Source organism: Bacillus sp. AK128, from assembly GCF_053903075.1.
In genome coordinates, this window is sequence record NZ_CP096379.1 from 1,952,994 (window position 1) to 1,978,564 (window position 25,571).

Consider the following 25,571-nt stretch of genomic DNA (forward strand, 5'->3'; position numbering starts at 1 on the left):
TGTTATAAATGAAACCAAAACCTCTACTATTACTTTTCTTATTGTTCATCATACAAATCACAACGGTGCATGAGACTATGGCACATTCTACTTTAGTAGATACCTACCCTAATAACTTTGAAACAGTAGATGATAGTCCTACTTCTGTAGAGGTGACTTTTAGAGATCCTGTTGTTGTTCATTCTAATTCTATACAAATCCTACGATCAAATAATGAACCAATTCAGATATCCGATACTAGATTAGATGAAGACGATAAACATATAGTTGCCACATTAGGTGAAGACTTAACTGATGGATCATATACGGTAAATATAAATGTGATCGCGTTAGATGGTGACATTATCACTGAATCCTTCCAATTCACCGTCAAACAAGAGCAAAAAGTTGATCAGCCACTAGAAGTGACTCAACAGTTTCCAATGGACGGACAAATTCTAAACACATCTACGGATTACATTGAATTACAATTCAATCAACCAGCTGAATTAACTGCGATCGGACTTTTTAATTCGGAAAAGGAAGATATCAGATTAAATCAAATAATAGTAGATCCTAATAACCTTTCTATTATGAAGATTCCTATTCATGAACCATTAAAAAAAGGGACATACCAAGTAACGTGGTATGCGAAACCTCAAGACTCTACAAGTTATTTATCAGAAGAAGTAGATGTTTTTTACTTTGCTGTGGAAGAATATACACCTATTACTCGTGATGTCCTTAGTGTAATGGGAGATGACCGGTCATGGTTAAAAGAAATAAGCTTAAAACAGATGGCTTATTTTTTTATTTTTTTATCTATGATGTCCCTATTTGGTGGAACACTGTTAACGGCAAAAGTAGATTCGGGTCAACATAAAAGATGGAATAAAGTCATCTATTCTTTATCATTATTACTAGTAGTAGGGATCGTTTTGCTCCTATTTTCTCAAAAGCAGGAGTTGCAGCAGATAGGGTGGATTGAATTTTTCTCCATTAAATTTGTTTGGATTCCATTGCTTCAGCTCCTTATTGTCCTATTAGGAGTCTTGATGAAACGTTATCGAATTATTTTGTTTGGAATCGGTTTATTACTCACGCCTTTTTATATTGGTCACGCTACTTATCCTCAATATGGAGGTTTTCTTACTGTTTCCGTAAGTCTCTTACATGTGTTCACTGCTTCTATCTGGCTTGGTGGAATACTAGCATTGTTAATTCCATCCTCTTCTAACTTTGAAGCGTGGATTAAATTAGCTGGGCCTCAGTTTTCAAAATGGGCAATGGTATGTTTACCAACCACGATCATTACAGGAATTTGGATGACATTTATTTTTGTCCCTTCATTTAATTTTGCTAGCTTGTGGAGTAGTGATTGGGGAAAAGGGATCTTATTAAAGTCACTAATCACCATGTTTGTTTTTTTACTTGGGTTTATTCAGAGGAAGGCTCTTCTTCAGTTGGTTGGAAAAGGAACAAGAATTTTTAGAGGAAGACTTTTATTTGAAGCAATCTACATTCTATTACTGCTTATTTTTGTTTCTAATGTAGTCGTATCAGCACCAAGTGCGGCGGAAAGAGCCATTTATCCGATTCACCAGGAACAGGATTCACCTGAATTAAGTGTTGAAGTGGATCCGTTAAAAAAGGGATTAAATGAATTAACCCTGAAGTTTGACAATACCCTAATTAAGAATGTCGATATTACCTTTGTCATGCCTCCTGATTATGAGGCGACTTACCGTGCTTTTCGAATAAATGATCAAACCTTTAAGATTACTGGTAACATCATTCACACTGCAGGAATAACAGATCTTATAATAAAGGCTTACCAAGGTGATGATACTGTATTTAATTATAGCTACCAACTAGTTGTGCCAGGTGAGATAAGTGAGTAGGGAGAGTAATAATCATGCAAAGGAAATACATCTACATTATTATTTGTGTTCTTGTTGCAGTGATAATTGGAATGATAGCTATTGGTTCATTACCTGAAAAACAAAACATAGCTGAGGATTTTCTAAAGGATCCAGAAGAATATATGCATGAACTAACAGAAAAGTATGAGAATCACCAGGATCATTCACATACGCATGAAGATAAAGAAATTGATTTAGAGAGTCTTGAGCAATTAAAGTCCAATGTTCTTGAGATGGACAAAATTACTGTGTCCGATGATGACTTTGTTATGATGATGGTTTTGTTGGATCAAGATCCTGATTCATTTGTAGGAAAAGAAATAGAGCTAAGTGGTTTCATCTATCGTGAACCTGAATTTGAAAATACCCAGATGGTTATTGCTAGATATAATGAAGGACATGATGGAGAGATTTACGGCATACTATCAACGACTCAACAAGCAGATGCTCTAATTGATGGACAATGGGTAGGAGTAAAAGGTACTCTTCAAAAAACAAGATATATGGCTAGTGAGGTTCCATACATCGTCATTAATGAGCTACAGTTAATGGAGGAACTCAAATAGAGCATAAATTTTCGTCAGAAGTATTCTCAAGTGGATGATTTCAACAAACTACCTCAGACTTGATTAACGACTACTGTTCCTGCTTGGATCAGTAGTCGTTATTTTTTTTGAAAAGAGAAAGATGCTCTCATTAGTTTAAGTTATAATCTAAAATATACCATTTAGCATTTAGATAGATGTTTTTATATCATTTGATGCTATTTTAAAGAAGGTTCTCATTTAACCAAAGGGAGTAACATGTAAATCAATTTTAGTAATGGGGGTTGTTTTCATGAGAAGGGTTTCGTGGGGAGTTACTGGAGTTCTATTTGCGATTGGAATTTATTTATATTTTTCATCAGAACAAGCACGCCTAACAGAAAATATATATCACCAAGAACAAGGTTATGAATTGACATTAATACAAGAAGCTTTCCCGGTGGAATTTCAATTTGAGGAACATTGGTTAAATTTAGTACCTGGTGAAAATAGAGAAATAAATAAAGTCTTGCTTACTAAAGAAAACTCATCTGTCATACTAAAAAAGGTCTTTAGAGAAGAATCAACTGAAGATTATGGTGTTGAGTTGGATATTACACATAGCTTCCAAGATCCTAAACACGGTAGATTTTTAAGTTCCAGGGTAATTGAAAAAAACTCGTTTACATCAAACACGGCTTGGGACTTTTATACAATGGATGGTAGGGAATTAAATTCAAGATTGATAGTAAGTGGGGCGAGTTATGGTCCATCTGAGCTTTCCGCGGTACGAATGAGTTCAACTGAATTAGATCAGTTGAATACCCCTTTTATCATTAAATGGGATCTGTATCTTTACCAATACGATAAAAACTAAGCTCTTACCTGTATGATTCCGAAGTTAAAACCACATTCAATCTAGGAGAATAGTACCCTATATTATTGGATTAAGGGGAAAGGAATTTAGCTCATTAAGTTATTATTCTTTCATACTGTGGGGTGAACGATGAAATATGATTATGTAAAGCTTTTCATTTTAATAATACCTATTCTGCTGTTAAATGGTTGTAATACAAATTTCAAGATACCATTGATAAATGAGAAATTTGATTTGGTTAGTGTTTATGAAGATGAAACTTTGATATATGAAACAAATGATTCCAAGAAGATTGAAGAAATAATTCATAAGATAAACACAAGTAGAAGAGATTCAACCCATACATGGCAAATACCTGAGTCTACAGGTAAGATCATCTTTCTAAATGAGGACAAAGAAGAAGAGCTGGTTCTTAATTTACATAACGGTGGAGATGTTACATGTAAAGGATATTATATTTATTCGGGTCTGAGCTTTTGATCTCAAGTTTGTCAAGGAAGATTAGTTGAAGTAGGAAATAAGAGACAAGAAGGTTCTTACAGTAAATCGTATAAGTAAGGAGGAGATTTTAATTAGATTAAATCCAATAGAATTTCATATTAGTAATTTAAGTTATGTGATTAGGTTAGCAAAAGAGAACGATGCGAAAAACTTGTCTGAAGTACGATTGCAGATAGACGGTGAAACAGAAAATATGGATAGAGAAAAAGGCGAAGCATACATAGACGAAGTGGGTTTTAAACACCTAATCAAAGAAGACACCGAAAGTCCCTATAATCTATTTTTAGTTTGCGAGACCAATGGTGAGATTGTTGGCTTCTCGAGGTGTGAAGGCAATCAGTTAAAAAGAATGTCTCATAAAGTTGAGTTTGGCGTATGTGTACTAAAAGATTTCTGGGGATATGGTATTGGCACCAACTTGTTAAGAGAAACCATTAGATGGGCTGATACAAACGAAATTAAAAAAATCACTTTGAATGTCCTTGAAACCAATGAAAAAGCTATAATGCTCTATAAAAACCATGGGTTTGAAGTAGAAGGAGTATTAAAGAAGGATAAGTTACTATCCGATGGTAATTATTATAATACCGTAATAATGGGTAGGCTCAATGAATAATTAAAACTATGAGTTCTCATTCTTCAGCAAACGAGTGAGATGCCTCCCATAATGAATAAACGTTTTTTTATTGTAGTAGCTGTGTTAAAGTACAGTGTTGATTTTCAGCAGAGTTGATTGAAGTGTAAGGATGCGAGACTCCTGCAAGGAAAAAGGAAAGAGCTTTTTCTCTGGAGAAGCGTGGTGAAGGAGACCCCGCAGGCGACGCGCCGAGGAGGCTCCCGAACCCGCCCGCGGAAAGCGAGTGTCCTGGAACGGAAATCAACAACAAACTTTAACAGAGCCATTGTAGAAGAATAATTTAAGCAGGAATTACGTTGTTAATGTTAAATTAATAGTTTCATAAGAAAGTTTATAGAATAAGTATTTTTGATAAGAAGGAGAAAAAGGTAATGGGCAAAATTGAGTTTGTAAAACTTACTAATGAATCAGATGAACTGGTAAAATTCTATACAAAAAATAGTTGGGATTTTCATGCTGATCCATCACCATCAGGAGATGAAATAATGAGCCGTTATGAATCAGGCTGGTATGAAGATGACAAAGAAACTTTTTGGATACAGAAAAATGGTGAAAACGTAGGGATCATTATTATCAGTGATATTACCGATACTATTCCGTTATTATATGATGTTAGATTATCTAATGAGGCACGCGGAAATGGTTATGGAGAGCAAGCTGTGAAATGGGTGACTGATTATATTTTTTCAAATTCTGAAGAGAAAATTAGAATAGAAGCATATACTCGTCACGATAATTACGGAATGAGAAAAGTGTTCTTTAAATGTAACTTCCAAAAAGAAGGATATTTAAGGAATTCATGGGAAAATGATGATGGTACTGTGGATGATTCTCTAATTTATGGAATCATTCGAGAGGACTGGGAGCAAGGTAAGAAAACACCTATAAAGATAGATGAAATTGATTTTTAAAAATCTTCAAATTACATAAGCGGGTACTAATTCAAGCAGGATTAGTGCTCGTTTTTTTTGAACTATTGATAGTATATTTCTGCTACATGCTCAAAAAAGGTGAAAGATGGAGGAATTATGAATGGAACTAATAAGACAAAGACTTTTACAAGCATTGAGTTTAACAGATGACTTTTTTAATCATATAAATGAAGGTTGTTTAGGCTTAAGGATTTCAGACGCACCCTCAAATACAATTGGAGAACAAGCATATTGTATTATTGGGGCGAGGGAAAGCTATTTAAAGGCTTTAAAAGTAGGTCACTGGGCAGGATTTGATTGTAGTCTAATTGAAACTAATGATCAAACACTATTAATTAGCAAATTGGAAGAAACTCATAGAAACATAGAGATATTTTTAATAGATAGTAGTGTAGGTGAAATTAACTATAATTTATTAATTGATTTATTAGAACATGAGGTTCAGCATCACGGGCAGTTAATTCGCTATGCTTATGCTAATAAAATTCAGTTCCCAAAAAGCTGGAATATTCGATATACTGTTTAGGTTTTTCCTACAACAAACAGGTGCGATTGCAAAACAAGCAATCGCTCTTTTCATGATAGTGAAATCTATTCGAAGAAGCAGCAAGGTACCCAATCATTCAATTTCGGTACCTTTTTTAGTTTTCACAGGATTATTGTTCTATATCTACTAAAATCTCATGTTAGTAAATATAATAAGGCTTACTATTTTTGAACAATTGTAATATATAAATTTCTATTAATACTTTTATTATTTAGAAAAATTAAAAAAGTCATTCACGATAGGAAATTAAATATGGTAAAATTATCTAGCTATTATAACTATTAAGAGGTGAATATATGACAAAGGTAATTGAAGTTAAGGGATTATCGCGCTCTTACAAGCTAAAAAAGGGAACAAAAACGGCATTGGATAGCATTTCCTTTGATGTTGAAAAGGGCGAGGTGTTCGGTATATTGGGACCTAATGGTGCTGGTAAAACAACAACGATTAAAATCCTAACAACCTTACTGCTACCATCAGAAGGTGAAGCTAGAGTACTAGGATATGATGTTGTGTCAGAAAGTCACAAAATTAGAGATCAGATTAATTTTGTCTATGGTGGAGAACGAGGGGTCTATGGTCGTTTGACAGCTAAAGAGTATATGCATTATTTTTGTACGCTATATAAGATTAAGAATAAGGATCAAGCTCCATTAATTGATGAGTTGCTTGCACTCGTTCAGCTAGAGAATACGAATGAACAAAAAATACATACCTTTTCAAAAGGAATGATTCAGCGTTTACATATTGCAAGATGCTTAATTAATAAACCAAAGCTGTTATTTTTAGATGAACCAACGATTGGACTAGATCCGATTGGAGCAAAACTATTACGAGATTTAGTCAAGGAACTATCTAAACAGGAAATCACTATTATTCTCACTACTCATTACATGCAAGAGGCAGATGAGTTGTGTAACCGAATGGCTTTTATAAAAGAAGGGAAAATTAGTCTCATCGGTGAGCCTAAGCAAATTAAGGAAAGCTGTAATCACCTTAACCTCTTTGAAGTGACGATGAGTTTGTACGATACAGAAACTATTAAACAAGACTCATATTTTACTAAACTTGAGATGGAGCCAATTAAGGAGCCATTTTATCAGCTAAAAGTGGAAGTGGAGGATTCAAATGTAGAGGCTCTAACAGAGAGACTAGCAAAGTATGGTGAAGTGTTAAAAATACAGAAGAAGGATATCTCACTAGAAGATGCCTATATTTATCATATGAAGGACGTTGGGTGAGGTCTATGAACTTTTTATTTTTAGTAGCTAGAGAGATTAAGTACTTTACCAATTTTAATAATAAGATGTATCAGTTTTTGCTTTTCTTTCAGCCCCTTATGTTTCTTGCCATTATCTACTTTTTAAAGAAGCTACGTGGAGATGTAAATACAGATAGCTTTGTCGTGGCAGCTGCCTTAATAAGTATGTGGAGCTATGTTCTTTATTCATCGGGATCGTCATTAATATCCCAAAAATGGAATGATACTTTAAAGCTGTTGATTGCAGCCCCCGTATCTTTGTTTCAAATTATTTTAACAAAGGCGATAAGTAACTCTTTTATTGCATTGATTTCTATGGCGCTCAGCTTCATTTATGCGAAGCTTATTTTTCAATTTACAATTCAGATAGGCAATTACGGCTTGTTTATATTATCAGTACTCATTCTTGTTTTTTCCCTAAGTGTAGCTGGGTTAATTTTAGCCATCGTATTTGTCGCGTTTCAAAATGTATTTGACTTTCAAAATTTAATTTTAACACCGATGATTTTATTGTGTGGTGTGTTTGTACCTGTACAAGAATTTCCTCTGGTTTTAAAAGTACTTGCTTACCTTATTCCCATGACATGGGGAGTTAAAGCTGTTCAGGATACATTACTTCTGTCCCCAGAAATGTTTATAACGATGGGACTATCAATCGGGGTAAGTGTCGTTTATTTAGGGATAGCCTATTTCATCGTTAAAAAGATAGAGGGCGTAATAAGAGAAAATGGAAGTATGGGGGCGATCTAAATGATATTATCCTACAAGTATGGATTTACAAACATTTCCTATAAGGCTCTTTATTCCTTCCAAACCTTACGTTTGTTTATTTTATTTCGAATTGTAGATCCGTTTCTGCATTATTTATTCTTTGCAACTTTAGCAAGCGCATTGGTTGGGTCTGATTACTTAACGTATGTAGTAATTGGGAATATTGCTTATTATACATGTCATACGATGATGATTAATTTTATGAATATGTTTAGGCTAGAGCGGAGGTTTGGTACGCTAGAATTGAATATTGCCTCACCTACTCCAACACTTTTTATCATCCTTAGAAAAGCGGTTGTGCCATTATTAGACGGGCTGTTTGTGTTTATAATAGGACTTTTTATTGGAAGTATATTATTTGGACTGCCATTTCCGTTTGAACGATTTGGAGAGTTGATGCTCCTATTTGTGGTCATGCTGTTCTCAATCCTATGCTTTTCCCTAATATTTGCATCGATTAGTTTACTTTTTGAAAACGCAAATCTATTTTTAAATATGGCAATAGCTGTGTTCCATGTGTTTTGTGGAGTCAATTTCTCGGTAACTCTATTACCTGAGCCAATGGAAATGATAGCTAGAATTTTGCCGTTAACTCACAGTATTGAGGCATTGCGATCCATTTACGGGGCTGAGTCTTATGCGGTAATGCCTTTACTAGTTACTGAACTAACCATTGCATTATGCTATCTTGTTGCTGGTATCCTTCTCGTCTTCATAATGGAAAGAGCTGCAAGACATAATGGGTCATTGTTTAAAAATACATAGGTTGTGACTTATAAAGTGGATTGAGTATACCAAAAGTATTTAAACATGAATTATATAAGTAAATCCTTATTTGAACCACATGGTTTTAATTTTAAGACTAAGAGAGGGTGACTTAGCCTCTCTTAGTTTTTTAAAATATGTTTCCAATGATCAGGTAGTTCATAGTCCTTTAGATGCTCAAACTTTGTAAGCTTTATTTGTCCACTTCCATTAATATAGAATGTTAATCGGTCTAGCCCAACCTGGATATGGGGCCCAACTACTGGAAGAACATTCATAGTCACAATAAATTCAAAACTTCTATACCCTCCAATTCGTTCAGCCTTTTCTATATAGACTTGAAAAGGGTATACAGTAGGTGGATCGTTTAAAAGGTGTTTGTAGTATTCGTTTATGGCTCTATCAATTTCAACACTTAGTAATGAAACAAATATGTCTTGGTACAATTCTTCTGTTGATTTTACAGGAGGCGGATCGAAAGTTCCCGCATCACACTTAAAGCCCATACTCATTGAAAAAATAAAAACTAACCCTACGATCATACCTAACCTTTTCATCAAGATACCTCCAAAAACGTTTATTTAATTTTTCCCTATGAAAGGAATTAATATTTAACTCCAGCAAGGAGCGAATAGTGCTTATTAATGTGCTTGTAACAAAATAAGAGCCTATTGACAAAGAAATAGAAAAATTTTACACTAAGAACAGCTACCATGTATAACAAAGTAGTTATTTTTATAAGAGCTATCTTGTTTTACCAAATACCTAAGAGTAGTGCTTTTGTTTTGTTCGCTACCTTGTATAACAAGTTAGGTAAGGAAGGGAAATGAAAATGTCGAACAGAAGCCAATTGTTAAAGGGAATTTTAGATGGATGTGTCTTGGCTGTAATAGAAAAGGAACCTGTCTATGGTTATGAATTATCACAGAAATTATTACAAGTCGGCTTGGCAGATGTGAGTGAAGGAACGATTTATCCCGTATTATTAAGACTCCAAAAGAATGGACTCATTCGAGGAGAAATGCAACCATCCGAATCAGGCCCCAATCGGAAATATTACTTTCTAACAGAATCGGGACAAAAGGCTTTAGACAACATTACTGAAGAATGGCAGCAAATCTCAAAGCCGGTAAACAAATTACTGATAGGGAGAGAATAGTGATGAACGCCAATGTATTAATAGAGGAAAACAATAGAAAAAGAAAGTTGTTAACTCCTGAAAATGAATCCTATTATAGTGATCTGCAAAAAGATAAGGGTGTGAAGTAGTATGCTATCTAAAAAAAGCGAGGAATTTACTGATAATTTAAGAATGTATTTAATGATGTCAGGCAAAAATGAACGAGAAATCAAAGAACTAGTAGAGGAGCTTCAGGAACACCTCAAAGAAGCTGAGAAAAGTGGAAGAAGCATAGATGATATTATCGATCAAAGCCCTGAGGAATATATGGATTCACTGAAACGAGAAATGAAGACAGATTATAAGCAACTGATAAAACTTCTACCTATCTATTTTCTCGGTGTGATTGCCTATCTCCTAATGGGACCTGCAATAAGAGGGGAATTTGAAATAAACATTATACAGGTAGCTGGATTTCCAATATTAGCTGCCGTTGGGTTAGTCGTTTACGTGTACTTTCTTCAGCAAGCTGGTAGAAAGCAGTATTCTAATAAGAGGTTTTTTCTTGGGGGAATGATTGCATATAGTTTGGTTTCCGTTACTGCCATCCTCTTATTACTTGCAAGTAACTTTATCGTCGATCCGTTTTTTATAGGTAATGGAACTTCTGATGTCATTGTTATTTTGATATGTAGTTGTATTTTTATCACCACTGCCATTTGGAGTAAGTCATGGGTTTCCATTTGGTTACCAGCTATCCTTTTTATTCCAGATGCTTTTAGCCGTTTTACTAGCTTGAGTGATATTTCAATTCTATATATCAGTATGGGCTCTTTCCTATTAATCTTTGTGGTGATCTTTTTAACTCTCTGGAGACTAGAAAAACAGAAAAAGGTAGAGATGGAACAACCTAAAGGATAATAGGCAAAAGAGGTGTTAAAGGAAAATAGTCATTCACTAAATAAAGTATTAATATAAACTTATAAAATGGAGAAATTTAGATGACTACCATATATGTTAATTGGGGAGAAGGCAAAATTAAATTGACTTGGAAACCTGAAAAGCTACTCCCGCCAAGAGAATTAATAACAAGTGTTCATGGATTTTGTTTTAGGGATGGAAATATATTATTAGTCAATTTAAGTAACAGAGGCTGGGACTTCCCAGGGGGGCATATAGAAAATGAAGAAACCCCTGAAGATTGTTTAAAAAGAGAAGCTTATGAAGAAGGTTATGTCACAGGGAGTTGCTCATTATTAGGGCATATAATCGTTGATCATAACGAAAACCCGAACTGGGATGAAAGTAGCCCGTACCCTAAAGTAGGGTATCAAGTTTTTTATAAAATGAATATTGACTTCTTACATGACTTCAAAGGAAAGTACGAGTCAGTTGAAAGAATTCTAATAAATCCAAGTGAAGTACCGGATTATTATCTTGGTTGGAATGAACTATACGAAGGGATACTTGATTTTGCGTTAAAGCAGGAATAATTTAACCAGTTTGATAGAATCGATATTGGTTATAGTTTTTTTTGCTTATTTAATTATGTGTAAAGCTTAGGTAGGCAAGGGTGTGAGTAGTGCGAAAACGATCTTCTATAGTCATTATTCAAAATAATAGGGTTGGACTAATTAAAAGAATTAGAGAAGGTATTGTTTATTATGTTTTTCCTGGTGGTGGTATAGAGCACGGGGAAACACCTGAAGAAGGAGCGAAAAGAGAAGCATTAGAAGAATTGGGAGTAGAAGTTAAACTTATGAATTGTATTGCAGAGGTTGAATTTAATGGAACTCAATATTTCTTCCTAGCTGAGATAATTAATGGTGAATTCGGAACTGGACAAGGGGAAGAATACTTAGATCTAGATAGGGATAGAGGAATATATTTACCTATATGGGTTGATATAAATAAATTATCATCTATTGACGTAAAGCCTAAAGAAGTTGCTTTAAAAATTCAAGCCTTATTCAAGTGAAAGGGAGTTGATCCAACAAGGAATCAATCCCTTTTTCATTAGGGATGGTTAAGGTTTATTAAGCTTTACCTATTATGATAAAATTGGGATAAAATAGGGGGTAACCATGAATATTAGAAATTCAGCAAAAGCTCTCATACTTAATAATAATAAACTCTTACTAACAAAAAATAAGGATGATGACGGTTATTTCTATCTCTTTCCTGGTGGAGGGCAAGAACACGGTGAAACACTTCATAGTGCTCTTATTAGGGAGTGTATGGAAGAAATTGGAGAAGAAGTGGAAATAGGCGAGCTTCTCCATGTACGAGAATACATAGGTAAAAACCACGAACATTCATCCTTCGATTCTAATTTTCACCAAGTTGAATATTACTTTGTTTGCAATCTTATAAATGGAGAAAATACTCATGCAGTACCGACTAATCCTGACAGTCATCAAGTTGGAGTGGAGTGGATTCATATTGATCATTTACTAGAGTATAGGATTTATCCGAAGGAACTAAGGAAACATGTTATAAAATATGTAAAGAATGAAAAAACTCCCGTTTATTTAGGAGATATAAATTAGAATCGTTGTTTAGTAGGTTAATATTAGGGAAGCTATGAAGGTCGTAGAAAGGTTCCGATAAATATTACCTTAAAGAAAGTGAAGTCACAATAAGTCGAGTTAATTAGAGGAGAGGTATTGCAATGGTTTCTATTTTTAAAAATGAAGTGGTTGAAAGGGAATATCATCATTTTTATGATAAATCTTTAGAGTTGGCAGGAATCTCTTATTCTACAAAAAACATACAAACCTCATTTGGTGAGACTTATATTCTTGTCTTCGGAGATTCAAATAAGCAGCCATTATTGTTACTTCATGGAATGACCATGAGTAGTACGATGTGGTATCCAAATATTCAACATATCATTCAAGAACGGCAAGTTTTTGCAATTGACACAATAGGGGATTTTGGTAAGAGCAAAGCTATGAATATCATAAAAAATAAGGAACAAGCTGCGCAATGGCTCCTTGAGGTATTGGATGGGTTGAACATAGAACAAACCGATTTGGGTGGACATTCAATGGGTGGATTTCTAGCATTAAATTTTTCCGTTGTGTATCCTGAACGGATATCAAAGCTCTTACTTTTTGCCCCTGCAGGAACTTTTTATAAGATGAATCCACTCTTCTTTATTAAGATTTATCCTGCATTATTGTTTCATACTGAAAAGTGGATTGATAGAGCTTTTCTTTGGTTTTCAGGTAAGGGTGAACTTCTTCACCCCATTTTTCGGAGCCAAATTATAGCAGGTTACAGTTATGCCAAGCCAGCTTTACATATCATGCCTTCCGTTTTCTCAGAAGAAGTTTTACGAGATTTCCCTCTCCCAACCTTACTAATTATAGGTGAGAAAGAAGTCATCTACCCTGCTAAAAAAGCAATTGCAAACGCTAAACGGCTAATTCCTAAATTGGAGTCCCATATAATTCCTGGTGCTAATCATTCTCTTACCATAGAACACTCTGATATTGTGAATGAACATATAATTAATTTTCTTGTAAAAAATTCAAAAAAACTAGCGAATTGAGTGGGGACCTGGTCCCCAATTGTTTAAACTACAACTTTTTATGAAATGAGTAAGGCATTTGTTCATCACTAAATGGAAAAAGTATGATTCTGTCTGAACTTGATTATGGGTTTATCGAGTTTGCTATCTCTACTAAGATTTCGGGAGTTACTTGGTCTGAGACACCTTTGTTAATGTTTAAGACATACTGCCAGTCTTTCTTCTCAAATACTAATAGATTAAATCCTTTTGCGATGTTTGTACTATAATACGCCTTGCTTCCATCTCTAAGTTTTAAGGTTTGTTCAATATGCTCCTTTCTGATTGGTAAACCGTATTTCACTGGATGAATCCTAATCATATAGTGATTTTTCGGTTTATCCTTATGAAGATATTCAATCTCAAAGCCATCGTTTATATCTCCTTTCAAGTCACTAAACCTACCAAAGCTGTGTGTAAATGAAATAGGAGGAATTTGTACGGGTAAAGGAATATCTTTTTTAAAGTGCTCTTTACTTTCAAATAAAGCAAGGTTAACTTCTTTGAAGCCAAACTCATAAAATGAATCTTGGAATTCTCTGCTTGTATAGTTAGCATTAGCAAAGTTTGAAAAAGAAATTGTTGTTAGAACAAATATAATACATGATAGGAGAAGCCTCATCTTATCAGTCCTTGTATTTTTTAAGATAGTATTCGCAATTTATACGACAAATATAATAATTGCATGATTAGAAGAAGTTGTTATTGAAGTATAGGGGAAGGATATTACTAGGAGATGTGCTTTATAGCATTAAACTTATTCATAACAAAAGGAGCTGGATAATCCAGACTCCTTTCTATGTGTATTGTTCACATTGTCTTTTAGTGTTATTAGGCACTCCAAATCCTATCAAGTTAAGCTAAAAACTCACTGTTTTTTAAACTTACTACCTTTACTCTTGGATCGAAGCTTTGACATCAAATCATCTACTTGTTGTTGTTCAGTAGTTGTCATTTGCTCGTTTAATTTTATTGAAGTGATCTTTTCATTTTCGATTATGAGGTCAAAGTATGACTTCACCTTACTACCCTCTGGAAGTTCAGTGCTTGGTATAATGAACTCCTTTTGAATTTCTTCAACTAATATAACCGCAAATTGATCATCTTCAATTCTGTCTAAATAGCCCTTCAACATGTTAACCTCCTATGCAAGCAAGTCCTTGCGCGTTAATATCTTTTACTCTCGATGGACCAATTCCACTTATTCGAGTTAGATCATCAATTGAATGAAAAGGTCTCAGGTTCACCAAATCTTCAGCTCTTGCTGGACCGATGTGAATGATTTCTTGAACTTGTTCAATACTTGCAGAGTTTACGTCAATGCAACTGTTAGTTGGAGATTTTGGTTCGCTTTTTGATTCCTTCTTGGTAACTGTATCATTGCTGCTTTGTGGTGAAATCGTGCCATGATGTTTGGTTAGTACGTTATAGTCTACCCCGTCTGTTGTCACAATAATTGTTCCGTGTACATCAGTGCCATATAGCTCAATACCGGAGCTTTGAATGAGTTCCACTACTTCGTTATGCGGATGTCCATAGCTGTTATCTAGGCCCGCACTGTAAATCGCAACGGATGGGTTCACTTCGCTCAAAAAAGTTGGATGCGTTGAGGTTGAAGAACCATGATGACCTAGTTGAAGGATGTCTGCTTGCATGTTAAATCCGCTATTTAGCATGTTTATTTCATCACCAGTGCTTGCATCTCCTGTAAAGATAAAGCGTATCTCACCATATGTGATCATCATGGAGATTGACTCATCATTATCATCTTCTGATATGGTACTGGGGTACAATACATCAATCTTGAGTGGACCTATTTCAAACTCGTCTCCCATTCTCGGTTCATAGTAATCTGCTCCGCTTGCATCAATTGCACGTATTACCCTTTGGAATGTTTGCGAAGGATTCGTATTACCCGATAACCAAACTTCACCAACGTCCATTGTGTTCAAGACTTTATCTAATTGCCCGATATGATCAGCATCAGGGTGTGTGCCAATAGCAATATCAATTTGTGATATGTTTTGGGCAATAAGATAATTCACAACATCGCTTCTATTCCAGTTCCCTGCATCTATGAGAATCGTATAATCTTCACCTTCATGAGAGTATTGAAATAATGTTGAATCTGCTTGCCCCACATCCATGTAATGAACTTTAAGTTCAGATAGATTGTTAGGTGCTTCATTAGGATCATCAACGATTTCAGTATCGATATTTTCTTTTTGCTTCTCTGGAGGTGTTGAATTTCCCCCTTTGTCTTCAGATTCATTCAAATCGCCAGTTGATTCTTGTTCAACAGTATCCGTATCCGTACCAGTATTGTTTATATTATTGGGTTCTTGAGTGCATCCACTTATAAAAAAAATAGTGAATATACAAAAAAGAGTCAACAGGTTGCGTATGTACATATGATCCCCCTTTTTCTAGTAATAATCTTATCATAGACTTACATACATCATAATATTTGTATGGCTTCTGCGATTTAAAGATACCCTGGAAACTAGGATACTGATCATCATTTAAGTATTGAGTGATATAGAAAATGCAATCACCTCTAGCACCCAACAGTGAAGAAATAGCGTGACCGGTCTTGTCAAGAATGCATTACAAAAAACCACTAACGCTTGTTAGTGGTTTTCCCTGTAATGGAGACAGTTCCATTTGTAGATTTTAGGAGAAAATTACTTATTGATCGATGCAAGAGTTGATGCTGAATTTATCAAATAAAAGTGGGGTTTTTCACTAAGGAAGACGTTGATCTAAGAAGGATTATCTCCTATTTTTGTTGAAGGTATTTAACAAACGAAGAAAGTAATTCACATTAGCATAGAAGTAAGGAAAAGTATTACAAAACTTAGGAGAGGATGTAATTACCGATGAAGGTGTTTCTATATATTTTATTAGGTATGATTTTTTCATATGCCTTAATGTTCCTTGGGAATTTCGGTATGGTTTTATTAGGTGGAGCTACCTTTGGTTTACTGTTAAATATTGCTTTAAACATTAACAAAAGTAATAAATGAATTCATGTTCAATTTATGGAAATAGGTAGCTCTTATTGACTAAAGGAGTTTAGTTGAAGAACAAATAACGAAAATTAGCTTCAATAATAGGGGGAAGTTTGGGGGATGAGGATGCTTAAAAGAAAATATGGAGACCGCTCGGAATGGAAACGAATTGTGAAGAGGAAATATGCACAGTCATATCTAGAAACTACTGAATTTAAGGGCTATATAACTTTATTAAATACATTAAAAGTCACTGAACCATTATTTGTCAGCTATGGGGAGAGAAAAGTATGTATAGTTGACGATGGGTATATGTGGCTTCAACAATTTCCTTTAGAGAAAAATCATTCTGTAACTACAATGTTTGATGCTAATGGGAATATTGTTCAGTGGTATATTGATATATCCCTTCGTAATGGCGTAGAAAATAATATTCCTTGGATGGAAGATCTATTTTTAGATATTGTTCTATTACCATCGGGAGAGATAATTGAGAAGGATGCTAACGAACTTGAAGATGCTTTAGCAGTAGGAATTATTGATAAATCTCTTTACGATTTGGCGTGGAGTGAAGTAATCACCCTTAAAAGTTTAATAAGTACAGGTAATTTCGACTTGATAAACATGTCAAACAACCATAAAGAAATTTTATCAAATATTTTGAAGTAGATATTTACATGCTGAAGATGTAAAAAGCAAATTATACATAAGCCCATATTCAATGATCTAGGCTAAGTTAACGTGTAGTGATTGTTGAACAATCATAATTTCTATGCTTATTGAAGTAACGTGTGTGAAAGGCAAATATTAACGATAGTTGCTTCTTGCCTAACGGTAAATTAGGTTAATAGAATTGATATTAAATGGATTGTTAAATTTAAAGGAAATCCGATTTAAATATAGAAATCTACTAGGGGAAATGCCTCAAAAAGTGGAGGTTAAAATGATTTTCTTTGATATAGACGGTACTTTACTTGATTATGATTATGCAGAACGGGAAGGGATTTTAGACTTTTTCCGAACTAACCCTTATCTATTTTCTTTTTCGGAACATCAGGCTATTGAAGTTTGGAAGAAACTTTCTAATGAATACTTTGAGAGATTTTTAGCTAATGAGTTGTCGTTTCAAGAACAAAAGAGGGCACGTATGATTGAACTTTTTAAAAGGGTTGAGATTAATCTAACCAATGAAGAGGCTGATGAGAAGTTTGAGATTTATATGTCTCTTTATAAGAAAAATTGGAGGGCTTATTTAGATGTCATAGAGGTTTTAGACAAATTAAAGACACTAGGTTATCCATTAGGTGTTATTAGTAATGGTGATTATCAACAACAAGTTGAAAAATTACAACGTATGGGTGTAATTGAATATTTTGATTGTGTTATCACTTCAAGCGAAGTAGGTGCAGCCAAACCAGACAAATCAATCTTTATGGAAGCCTGTAAACATACAAATACTCCAATTGTAAACTGTTACTATGTTGGAGACAGGTTGGACACTGATGCGTTAGGAAGCATAATGGCTGGAATGAGAGGAATATGGATCAATCGAATAAAAGATAAACAACACCATCCAGAAGTTATTGAGATAAATTCTCTCCAAGAATTATTAAAAGTTATCGCATAAACCTTTTTTATCTTATATTTGGAAAAATATTAAAACCATCTTTCAACTGCTTAATAAATAAAAAATGGGATTTGCTGCGGTCGCTTTTTTGTTCAAGGATTTGTATAGACAATATTTTCGGAAAGTAATGTTAATAGAGAAAAGAAGTCATTCATTTAAATTTACTAGGAGGATAATATGATATTAAATAAACAGATAATTGGGAACGGAGAGGAAACAATTGTGTTCCTACACACTCTATTGCAGTCAGGAGTCAATGATTTCGATGAACAGGCAAATTATTTCAAGGATAAGTATAGAGTAATCTCTCCTGATTTACGAGGCCAAGGTAAATCAATATCTAATCGTTTTGATAACTACATAGAAGAATGTGCAAATGATTTATATGAAACACTAACAAATCTAAATGAAAGAAAGGTCCACTTGGTAGGCTGTTCCTTGGGTGGGGTAGTTTCAATTGTTTTTGCAAAGAGGTATCCTGAAATGGTAAAAACATTGACATTATCTGGAGTAACAAAAGATAAACCTTTAAATTGGGAAGAAATTTCTAAAGAAGAAAAAACAAATGCTGAAAATATCTTAAAAGACCCACAGAACGTATCATATTTTGATAGTCTACATCCTCATAATCATTGGAGAGAGCTGCTTGAATCTACCTTTGATCCAGAGTGGTATCCTTTTGTGCATACAGGAAATCTGAACGGAATAGCCTCACCAATCCTTTTATTGATTGGTGAAGATGCTATGGATGAAGTGAAAAGTGCAATAGCATATAAAGAAGCATACGAAAACGTCAAAATTGCAATTCTTCCTTTCGCGGGGCATATGGTTCATCATCAACAACCAAACTTATATATTAGTGTACTAAATAACTTTCTTAATAGTTTAGAATGATCACATTAAGTTAGGAGAACAGTTTCTTAATAAACTTTAGGGGAATTCAATTAGAAGAGGAGGGAACAATATAGAGTTCGCATTAACATTCTTACTATTTGTTGCGATTATTCTTCCAATTACTACGTTTGTCCATGAACTTGGTCATGCTGTTGTAGCTTCTAAATTACTAAAGGTACCTGTGGAGATTAGGTTAGGAAAGAAATTTAAAGGTAATGGTTTAACTATTGGAAGATTAACCGTAAAGGTACAAGCAGTGAGTGGGTGGGTTGGTTTTTTTAGTTATAACGTTCCACCAGAAAAAGTCAATAGAGCTCATAACATTGCTATCTTCCTTGCAGGCCCATTTTCATCACTATTATTGTGTTGTATTTGCTTTCTACTAATTTCTTATGTTAGTTTTCCTACGGCTATTAACTTTTTTATGAAATCAGTTATGAATGCGGCTCTAGTCCAATTTATCATTACAACAATACCAATAAGGTATCCATCTTTTTTTGGTGCATATAGAGGAATATCTAGTGACGGATATAGAGTAGTAAAATTACTTCAACGCAGATAAAGTTTGTTTGCTTTTTCCATTAAGGAGGGCGATGATCCAAGAAGGATTATCGCTTATTTTTGTTGAAGCTATTAAACAAACGAAGAATAGTTTAGTAAGTAGATGAAACCAGGAGGAATTGTTAATGAGGAAATCCATGAAATGGTTTAAGAAATACAATGATTCTACTAACATAAGTACTTTAGTGTCCCAGATTCCTGTATTTAAGGGGTAGGTATAGTTGTGTAAGATTATAGAAATGGAGGTGGTTTCAATGGAAAAGAATAGAAATACATTAATTATAATGTTAGCTCTAGTTTTGTTCTTATTTGTTGGTTATCAAACTTTTGGATACATATATTCAGAGTTTCTTTACCCACCAAAATATGAGATCTCCATCGTTGAAGGTGATGAAGAAGTCATTAAGCAGTTCCGTCAATTTGAAGGGAACGACAGAATTATCGTTATTGAAAATATGAGTAAACAAGAGTTCTTAGATAAATATGGAAAGACCGAATTGGCAGAAATAAAAAGTTCACCATTAGTGAGGATCTACAAATATACAAGCGTAAAAACAGGTAAAGTAGAATTAGCAACAATTAACGTTAATGAAGCGATTGATTACCTCACAGAAGAATTGAAGTAGTAAAAATAAGGTTGATTCCCAGATGAAAACTGTCATTCAGCAAAGAATGTTTAATGGCTCAAGTTGAAAGGGAAGGTTTGTGGAAGAAGGAAATTAATTACATATGTTGAATTTATCTTTTTATAGAAATTTCGGACCCTATAGGAGAGGTAAAGTTGCAAACAAACTTGTATTTTGTACGACACGCACATTCAATATATACACCAGATGAGTTATTAAGGCCCTTATCAGAACAAGGACAAAGGGATGCAGTAAGAATTACTCAACTTCTAGAAAAGGTAAGTATAGATTATGTGATTTCGAGTCCATATAAAAGAGCTGTTCAAACAGTAGAGGGAATCGCAGATCTTTGTGGTAAAGAGGTTATTATTGAAAACGGCTTTAAGGAACGATTATTATCTGAAGGCCCTGTTGAGAATTTTGATATAGCAGTCACTAAAGTTTGGGAAGATCCCACCTTCTCTTGGCAAGGTGGAGAATCGAATAATATTGCACAGAAACGTGGAGTACAAGCAACACTCAATGTTTTAAAAATGTATAGTGGAAGTAATATTGTAATAGGAACTCACGGAAATATAATGGTTCTAATAATGAATTATTTTAATGAAAAGTATGGTTTTAATTTTTGGAAGGCACTAGAGATGCCTGATATGTATAAACTACTTTTTGACGGAACCACACTGAAACAAGTAAAACGTATCTGGAAGTAATTATGTACTGTTGTAAAATAGTTAAAATCCTTATAGAGCTAAGGGAAGGTTACTTGAATAAGCAAAAAACTGAGTTTGTTTATTAACGATTTGTAAGGGGAAGTATATATGCAATTTTTCATTGGGATTGTACCACCAGAGGAATACAAAGAAAAAATAAAGAAATTTCAACGAAACTGGGCAAGTAACTCACTTCCAGACGTTGTTGAACCTCATATTACAGTGAAGGCACAAGGTGGCTTAAACACAGAAAAGAATTGGTTAAAAGAAGTCGAAAAGATATGTCAAGGCACCTCTCCATTCAAACTAACATTAAATAAACCAGCCTTTTTCGGTGAAGTTGTCATGTATTTAACCGTTGATTGCAGAGAGATCTATGAGTTACATAGAAAAATTGTTAATGTTATTTCTCCTGGAAATGAATTAATAAAAAAGTATTTGGAATTGGAACACTATGTACCTCATTTAACCTTAGGACAGACTAACTGGGGATTAACCAATCTAGAATTAAAAGAAATGGCAAGAATAGCTGAAGAAGAACTAAGTCCTTATCCAACATTCATTATTGACTTTTTAAGAGTGTACCAGGAAGTCGAACCACATAAATATAGAAAGCTTCTAGATATTCAACTGAAAAAAGATTAGGTATAAAATGTAATAATGCCTTATTCACTTAACTAAGGGGTACTACTAATGACAAATCCGATTGATTGCATCACTGACTTTATTTTTGTTGAAACAGAACTTTCCTCAGCTGATGTAATTTTAGTTCCTGGATCAAATCATCCTCAATTAATGGAAAAAGCAGCTGCTTTGTATAAACAAGGATTAGCACCATTTATACTCCCATCTGGCGGATATAAGCCACACGTTGGAACTACTGAATGGGAATACCTACGCAACATTGGAATTGAGCATGGAATACCTGAAGAATCAATATTACAGGAAGATAAGGCGCAACATACTCTGGATAATGCTCGTTTTTCTTTAGAAATCCTTAAGGAAAAGGGTCTACAGTTTAATAAAGTTATAATTGTTTGTAAGGCTGCACATTCTCGACGAGCATTATTATGCTATCAACATGAATTTCCAAAAGAAGTAGAGTTTCTTGTTTGTCCTGTTGTCGATAGGTATGAGATTACTAAAGATAACTGGTTTCTTTCTGAAGTAGGAATAAATCGGATAATGAATGAAGTACAGAAAATCGGGAAATATTTTGGAGAACTAATTCCAAGTTGGGTAAATCGATAAATACTAGGGCGTTAATCCAAGAAGGGTTAACGCCCTAGCTAGTAGAAGATACTACATTAAATGAAAGTATAAAAGAAAAGGAGAGAGTTGAGTTGTTAGTATATAAGGGTGCGAGAGTTAGAGAGCAACACTAATAAGCGTTGCTCTTAATTTTTATCTAGAAGTATTTTTGATAAAATTCCTTTCTAAGTCTTCCACTTAGTTGGGCGTAAATACTAGTGGTTTCAGTTCTTTCATGGCCTAATAAACTTTGGATAACCTCAAGAGGAGCTCCGTTATTCAGCATGTGGGTCGCATAGCTATGTCTAAGTTGATGGGGATGTATTTCTTTATTGATTCCAGCTCGATTTGAGATACGTTTAATAACATACCGCATTTGTGCAATGCTCATCTTATGAGGAAATAGTTCCGTAACAAAAATAGCAGGGTCCTTGTCTTGTCGGCTTTCTACATAACGTTTCAACCATATGTCACAGCGAGTATTAAAATAAACCTCTCTTTCTTTGTCGCCTTTACCTCTAACGATGGGAATTTCTTCAATTCTACAGCCGGTCGAAAACATAAATTCAAATAATAATGCATTCTCCATCAGTGTTATACACGCTTCAAGTAATAGCTCTATTTCTCTTTCAGTTAGAAACTTAGGAATACGCTTTCCAATCTTAGGCTCTTTTATTTTGTATGCTGGTATTTTTGGTATGTGTCCTTCTTCATGTGCCCAACGAAAGAGTGACTTCATAGACCGAATCCTATGGGCAAGACTAGAAGGTTTAAGGGTATTGCTTAGTTCAGCTAAGTGTATCCTTTAAGATCTTCCGTTGTTACTGAACTGATCTCAACATCGCCAAAATGTCTTGCTAATAAATTTGTCTGAAGTTGGTATGCCTTTAATGTTTGTTTTGAAAAAATTTCAATTTTCTTATCAGCTTCATATCCTTCCCAGGCTTTAATAAAATTCATATACATTCCTCCAATCTCATTAGGTTGATAGAGGAATTATTGCCAGATTTATGGAATATAAGCCTATCAAGTATTTAAGGTCGACTATTTCATGCATAGAAGATGAGTTTTGTGAAAGAAAGATATAACGGTTGGAGGGAGTCGAGAGAATTGGTTAAGGCGGTTTTATTTGATTTAGATGGGACATTGCTCAATAGAGATGAATCAGTAAATAAGTTCATTGACAATCAGTACGAGAGATTATATAAGTTTTTAAAACATATTCCAAAAGAGGAATACATAAAGAGATTTATTGAACTCGAAAAGCGTGGATATGTTTGGAAAGATAAAGTGTATCAGCAGCTGACTCAAGAATTCATGATTACAGAAATAGATTGGGAAGGTTTGCTTCAAGATTATATTAATGAGTTTAAGTATTACTGTGTTCCCTTCGCAAATTTAAATCCAACAATGGAAGAATTAAAGAGTAGAAACATTCTTTTAGGTATGATTACAAATGGGTACGGACAGTTTCAGATGGGGAATATTAGAGCGTTAGGAATTGAGGATTATTTTGATGCTATATTAGTTTCTGAATGGGAAGGTATAAAAAAGCCTGACCCATTAATATTTAAAAGAGCTTTAGATAAGCTTAATGTAACTCCAGATCAAAGCATCTTTGTTGGAGACCATCCTGAAAATGATGTTAAGGCTTCACAAATTGTTGGAATGAAAGGTATATGGAAAGAAGATTATCAATGGGACAATGTTGAAGCAGATTTTATTGTTAAAGATTTAGCAGAGATACCATTAATTATTGCAAAATTAAATGAGAACAAAGTTGAAAATATTAATTAACGGGACGATTCTTAAAAAAGGAAAATACTCTTTCTTCTTCGAAAATAGAGCAAAGAGATGAGATTGATTTGAAAAAGTTAGAGATAAAGGGGATTGCTGATCAGAGTAACCACTTCTTTCGCTAACAGGTGCGATTGCTGACCAGCAAGTCGCTTGTTGTGCTAAAGGTAAGGATTGTTTAAGAAATCGGGGGAGGGGAATCTGTTGGAAAGAAAACTTAACGTTAAAGAGGTTAGTATTTAATCTACAAAAAAATATAGATTAGAAGTGCGGCTGTTGAAAGGCAGTCGCTTCTTGAGCTAAAGGGAAAGATAGTTGAACAAGAGCTATGGACTTATACGGTAAAATTAAACAAAGGGGGAAAACCAATGAAAGTGTTTCGAGTTTTATTTGTTGGTATTATTTTATCTGTTATTATGCCTTCTTGTTCAAAGCAAGAAAATCTCACCAACTTTAATAAGGTTAATGTGGAAATCGTTACAGATGTATCTGTTAGTGGCAAAATAAATGTTGATGATAAAAAAGGGCGATATGTAACACCAACTTCACTATATTATAATTTTACAATACAAAAGCCAAATCTTATGACATCCAAACAGTTTCATGAACTTTTTAATCAATATGAATTCATCGTAGAACCTTCCGCTGAACTAAAAAAAATACTTCAAGAAAATGTAGGTCGGAATATTTTTGACCTTGAAAAAAATAAAGCAGGAGCTAATGTTGATTATATGGCACAACGAAATATGACGTATAAAGACAATGAAATTGATTTTTCCATTGCCTATTCTTTAGGAGTAAAAGAACAAAATCCACTTGTACCTATGTTACCTAACGATAAAGTATTAAAATTGATTGAACAAAATGCGTTTGAATCATCATTAGTATTTAAATCAGAGGATGGAGAAGAGGTTAGACATAACTTAAGTGAGTTTAAATGATAGGTTTTCATTAACGGTTGCTTGATCCAAGAAGGTTTAAGGCACCTTTTTGTTGAGATCCTTATTAAGGGAAGTTTAGTGGAACAAGAATTTTTCAATTTTGACAAATATTTCTTAATAAAGGAACATGGCACTATTAAAGAAATAATAATCCAGCAGCAAGTCATTGGATTAGAGTGTTTAAGGAGAGGGTATTTTGAAAAAAAGTATTAAATTTTTATTGTTTTCAATATTGGTTGCGTTAATGGTAAGTGGTTGTTCATCAGATACTTCTACTGAACAAACTACACAACCGTTAAATGAGAAGGAAATAGAAGAGTTGGCAGCAAGCAAAGATATAAATGTAATTGCACATAGAAAAGTTGGAGAAAGTTTTAGCGTTATTCTGTTTAACGGGGGCTTTTACACAGCCTATAAGCAAAATGGAGAAATACTTTCAAGACCTGTAAAGTATTCAGGAAATTCGAAGGTCTCCGTGGGAGGTGTTTCGACTGGTATTCCCTTTGTCACTGTAACAATAAATGATAAAGAAATTGCCAAAAAAGGAAAGACCATTGAAGTACAATGGGAGGATGGAATAACGACCACTGAAGTATTACAAAATCAATCAGCAGTAATAATTCCGTATTCCAATCAAAACACTAAAGGTGAGAAAGGCTTTAGTAGTATTACTATTTTAGATAAAGACGGTAAAGTGATATACAAAACCAGTTGATTTGCGGTGTTGAGCTAATGGGTAAGTT

At 34.1% G+C, this 25,571-nt stretch carries 32 protein-coding genes and 1 pseudogene; 28 read left to right on the forward strand and 5 right to left on the reverse strand.

What is annotated here, in order from left to right; translation table 11 throughout:
- Positions 1 to 8: 8 nt before the first annotated feature.
- The 10 genes from M1D60_RS09715 (at position 9) to M1D60_RS09760 (ending at position 8,716) form a co-directional block, all read left to right on the forward strand.
- Positions 9 to 1,880, forward strand: coding sequence for a copper resistance protein CopC (locus tag M1D60_RS09715; protein ID WP_456278959.1), 1,872 nt, complete (start codon positions 9 to 11; stop codon positions 1,878 to 1,880).
- A gap of 14 nt (positions 1,881 to 1,894) precedes the next feature.
- Positions 1,895 to 2,467 (forward strand): TIGR03943 family putative permease subunit, encoded by a 573-nt coding sequence (locus M1D60_RS09720; protein ID WP_456278960.1) that lies wholly within the window; start codon positions 1,895 to 1,897, stop codon positions 2,465 to 2,467.
- Between the two features lie 271 nt (positions 2,468 to 2,738).
- Complete coding sequence (locus M1D60_RS09725; protein ID WP_456278961.1) at positions 2,739 to 3,302, forward strand: hypothetical protein; 564 nt, start codon at positions 2,739 to 2,741, stop codon at positions 3,300 to 3,302.
- Positions 3,303 to 3,431: 129 nt separating this feature from the next.
- Positions 3,432 to 3,782: a hypothetical protein gene (locus M1D60_RS09730; protein WP_456278962.1), complete on the forward strand. Its 351-nt coding sequence runs from the start codon at positions 3,432 to 3,434 to the stop codon at positions 3,780 to 3,782.
- A 91-nt stretch (positions 3,783 to 3,873) separates the two neighbouring features.
- Positions 3,874 to 4,419 carry an N-acetyltransferase family protein gene (locus M1D60_RS09735; RefSeq protein WP_456279402.1) on the forward strand — a complete coding sequence of 182 codons (546 nt, stop codon included), beginning with the start codon at positions 3,874 to 3,876 and terminating at the stop codon, positions 4,417 to 4,419.
- Positions 4,420 to 4,811: 392 nt separating this feature from the next.
- Positions 4,812 to 5,351, forward strand: coding sequence for a GNAT family N-acetyltransferase (locus M1D60_RS09740; RefSeq protein ID WP_456278963.1), 540 nt, complete (start codon positions 4,812 to 4,814; stop codon positions 5,349 to 5,351).
- A 121-nt stretch (positions 5,352 to 5,472) separates the two neighbouring features.
- Positions 5,473 to 5,898, forward strand: coding sequence for a hypothetical protein (locus M1D60_RS09745; RefSeq protein ID WP_456278964.1), 426 nt, complete (start codon positions 5,473 to 5,475; stop codon positions 5,896 to 5,898).
- A gap of 317 nt (positions 5,899 to 6,215) precedes the next feature.
- Positions 6,216 to 7,160 (forward strand): ABC transporter ATP-binding protein, encoded by a 945-nt coding sequence (locus tag M1D60_RS09750; RefSeq protein ID WP_456278965.1) that lies wholly within the window; start codon positions 6,216 to 6,218, stop codon positions 7,158 to 7,160.
- Positions 7,161 to 7,165: 5 nt separating this feature from the next.
- Positions 7,166 to 7,930: an ABC transporter permease gene (locus M1D60_RS09755; protein WP_456278966.1), complete on the forward strand. Its 765-nt coding sequence runs from the start codon at positions 7,166 to 7,168 to the stop codon at positions 7,928 to 7,930.
- The gene (locus M1D60_RS09760; RefSeq protein ID WP_456278967.1) at positions 7,931 to 8,716 is read left to right on the forward strand and encodes an ABC transporter permease; all 786 of its coding nucleotides are present in this window, start codon (positions 7,931 to 7,933) and stop codon (positions 8,714 to 8,716) included.
- Between the two features lie 122 nt (positions 8,717 to 8,838).
- Here the strand turns inward: M1D60_RS09760 and M1D60_RS09765 are convergent, their stop codons facing one another.
- Complete coding sequence (locus M1D60_RS09765; protein ID WP_456278968.1) at positions 8,839 to 9,273, reverse strand: DUF3888 domain-containing protein; 435 nt, start codon at positions 9,271 to 9,273, stop codon at positions 8,839 to 8,841.
- A 275-nt stretch (positions 9,274 to 9,548) separates the two neighbouring features.
- Here M1D60_RS09765 and M1D60_RS09770 point away from each other — a divergent pair, with 275 nt between their 5' ends.
- The 6 genes from M1D60_RS09770 to M1D60_RS09795 all read left to right on the forward strand — a co-directional run bounded on the left by M1D60_RS09770 (position 9,549) and on the right by M1D60_RS09795 (position 13,392).
- On the forward strand, positions 9,549 to 9,875 hold the full coding sequence (locus tag M1D60_RS09770) for a PadR family transcriptional regulator (protein ID WP_456279403.1): 327 nt from the start codon (positions 9,549 to 9,551) through the stop codon (positions 9,873 to 9,875).
- A gap of 111 nt (positions 9,876 to 9,986) precedes the next feature.
- Positions 9,987 to 10,757, forward strand: coding sequence for an HAAS domain-containing protein (locus M1D60_RS09775; RefSeq protein WP_456278969.1), 771 nt, complete (start codon positions 9,987 to 9,989; stop codon positions 10,755 to 10,757).
- Between the two features lie 80 nt (positions 10,758 to 10,837).
- Positions 10,838 to 11,329 carry an NUDIX hydrolase gene (locus M1D60_RS09780; RefSeq protein ID WP_456278970.1) on the forward strand — a complete coding sequence of 164 codons (492 nt, stop codon included), beginning with the start codon at positions 10,838 to 10,840 and terminating at the stop codon, positions 11,327 to 11,329.
- 89 nt (positions 11,330 to 11,418) lie between these two features.
- Positions 11,419 to 11,814 (forward strand): NUDIX hydrolase, encoded by a 396-nt coding sequence (locus M1D60_RS09785; RefSeq protein ID WP_456278971.1) that lies wholly within the window; start codon positions 11,419 to 11,421, stop codon positions 11,812 to 11,814.
- A 106-nt stretch (positions 11,815 to 11,920) separates the two neighbouring features.
- Positions 11,921 to 12,385, forward strand: coding sequence for an NUDIX domain-containing protein (locus M1D60_RS09790; protein WP_456278972.1), 465 nt, complete (start codon positions 11,921 to 11,923; stop codon positions 12,383 to 12,385).
- A gap of 122 nt (positions 12,386 to 12,507) precedes the next feature.
- Positions 12,508 to 13,392: an alpha/beta fold hydrolase gene (locus M1D60_RS09795; protein WP_456278973.1), complete on the forward strand. Its 885-nt coding sequence runs from the start codon at positions 12,508 to 12,510 to the stop codon at positions 13,390 to 13,392.
- Positions 13,393 to 13,495: 103 nt separating this feature from the next.
- Here M1D60_RS09795 and M1D60_RS09800 read toward each other — a convergent pair whose 3' ends face one another.
- The 3 genes from M1D60_RS09800 to M1D60_RS09810 form a co-directional block, all read right to left on the reverse strand.
- On the reverse strand, positions 13,496 to 14,032 hold the full coding sequence (locus M1D60_RS09800) for a hypothetical protein (protein WP_456278974.1): 537 nt from the start codon (positions 14,030 to 14,032) through the stop codon (positions 13,496 to 13,498).
- A gap of 246 nt (positions 14,033 to 14,278) precedes the next feature.
- Positions 14,279 to 14,545 (reverse strand): DUF3006 family protein, encoded by a 267-nt coding sequence (locus M1D60_RS09805; RefSeq protein ID WP_456278975.1) that lies wholly within the window; start codon positions 14,543 to 14,545, stop codon positions 14,279 to 14,281.
- A 1-nt stretch (position 14,546) separates the two neighbouring features.
- Complete coding sequence (locus tag M1D60_RS09810) at positions 14,547 to 15,821, reverse strand: MBL fold metallo-hydrolase (RefSeq protein ID WP_456278976.1); 1,275 nt, start codon at positions 15,819 to 15,821, stop codon at positions 14,547 to 14,549.
- Positions 15,822 to 16,289: 468 nt separating this feature from the next.
- Between M1D60_RS09810 and M1D60_RS09815 the strand changes: the two genes are divergently transcribed.
- The 9 genes from M1D60_RS09815 (at position 16,290) to M1D60_RS09855 (ending at position 22,090) form a co-directional block, all read left to right on the forward strand.
- Complete coding sequence (locus M1D60_RS09815) at positions 16,290 to 16,436, forward strand: hypothetical protein (RefSeq protein WP_456278977.1); 147 nt, start codon at positions 16,290 to 16,292, stop codon at positions 16,434 to 16,436.
- A 111-nt stretch (positions 16,437 to 16,547) separates the two neighbouring features.
- A complete protein-coding gene (locus M1D60_RS09820; protein WP_456278978.1) occupies positions 16,548 to 17,090 on the forward strand; it encodes a DUF402 domain-containing protein in 543 nt (180 codons plus the stop codon).
- Positions 17,091 to 17,364: 274 nt separating this feature from the next.
- A complete protein-coding gene (locus M1D60_RS09825) occupies positions 17,365 to 18,048 on the forward strand; it encodes an HAD family hydrolase (protein ID WP_456278979.1) in 684 nt (227 codons plus the stop codon).
- A gap of 177 nt (positions 18,049 to 18,225) precedes the next feature.
- Positions 18,226 to 18,942: an alpha/beta fold hydrolase gene (locus M1D60_RS09830; protein ID WP_456278980.1), complete on the forward strand. Its 717-nt coding sequence runs from the start codon at positions 18,226 to 18,228 to the stop codon at positions 18,940 to 18,942.
- A 118-nt stretch (positions 18,943 to 19,060) separates the two neighbouring features.
- A complete protein-coding gene (locus M1D60_RS09835) occupies positions 19,061 to 19,504 on the forward strand; it encodes a site-2 protease family protein (RefSeq protein WP_456279404.1) in 444 nt (147 codons plus the stop codon).
- A gap of 253 nt (positions 19,505 to 19,757) precedes the next feature.
- Entirely contained in the window at positions 19,758 to 20,129 is a 372-nt protein-coding gene (locus M1D60_RS09840; protein ID WP_456278981.1) for a hypothetical protein, read from the forward strand.
- A gap of 155 nt (positions 20,130 to 20,284) precedes the next feature.
- The gene (locus M1D60_RS09845; RefSeq protein ID WP_456278982.1) at positions 20,285 to 20,839 is read left to right on the forward strand and encodes a histidine phosphatase family protein; all 555 of its coding nucleotides are present in this window, start codon (positions 20,285 to 20,287) and stop codon (positions 20,837 to 20,839) included.
- A gap of 108 nt (positions 20,840 to 20,947) precedes the next feature.
- Complete coding sequence (locus M1D60_RS09850) at positions 20,948 to 21,484, forward strand: 2'-5' RNA ligase family protein (protein WP_456278983.1); 537 nt, start codon at positions 20,948 to 20,950, stop codon at positions 21,482 to 21,484.
- Between the two features lie 48 nt (positions 21,485 to 21,532).
- Positions 21,533 to 22,090, forward strand: a complete 558-nt coding sequence (locus M1D60_RS09855; protein WP_456278984.1) for a YdcF family protein — start codon at positions 21,533 to 21,535, stop codon at positions 22,088 to 22,090.
- Between the two features lie 157 nt (positions 22,091 to 22,247).
- Here the strand turns inward: M1D60_RS09855 and M1D60_RS09860 are convergent.
- A pseudogene (locus M1D60_RS09860) lies at positions 22,248 to 23,050 on the reverse strand (tyrosine-type recombinase/integrase).
- A gap of 150 nt (positions 23,051 to 23,200) precedes the next feature.
- On the opposite strand from M1D60_RS09860, the gene M1D60_RS09865 reads away from it, so the two are divergent.
- The 3 genes from M1D60_RS09865 to M1D60_RS09875 all read left to right on the forward strand — a co-directional run bounded on the left by M1D60_RS09865 (position 23,201) and on the right by M1D60_RS09875 (position 25,543).
- Complete coding sequence (locus M1D60_RS09865; protein ID WP_456278985.1) at positions 23,201 to 23,887, forward strand: HAD family hydrolase; 687 nt, start codon at positions 23,201 to 23,203, stop codon at positions 23,885 to 23,887.
- Positions 23,888 to 24,255: 368 nt separating this feature from the next.
- Positions 24,256 to 24,828 (forward strand): hypothetical protein, encoded by a 573-nt coding sequence (locus M1D60_RS09870; protein WP_456278986.1) that lies wholly within the window; start codon positions 24,256 to 24,258, stop codon positions 24,826 to 24,828.
- Between the two features lie 196 nt (positions 24,829 to 25,024).
- The gene (locus M1D60_RS09875; RefSeq protein ID WP_456278987.1) at positions 25,025 to 25,543 is read left to right on the forward strand and encodes a hypothetical protein; all 519 of its coding nucleotides are present in this window, start codon (positions 25,025 to 25,027) and stop codon (positions 25,541 to 25,543) included.
- Positions 25,544 to 25,571: the final 28 nt, after the last annotated feature.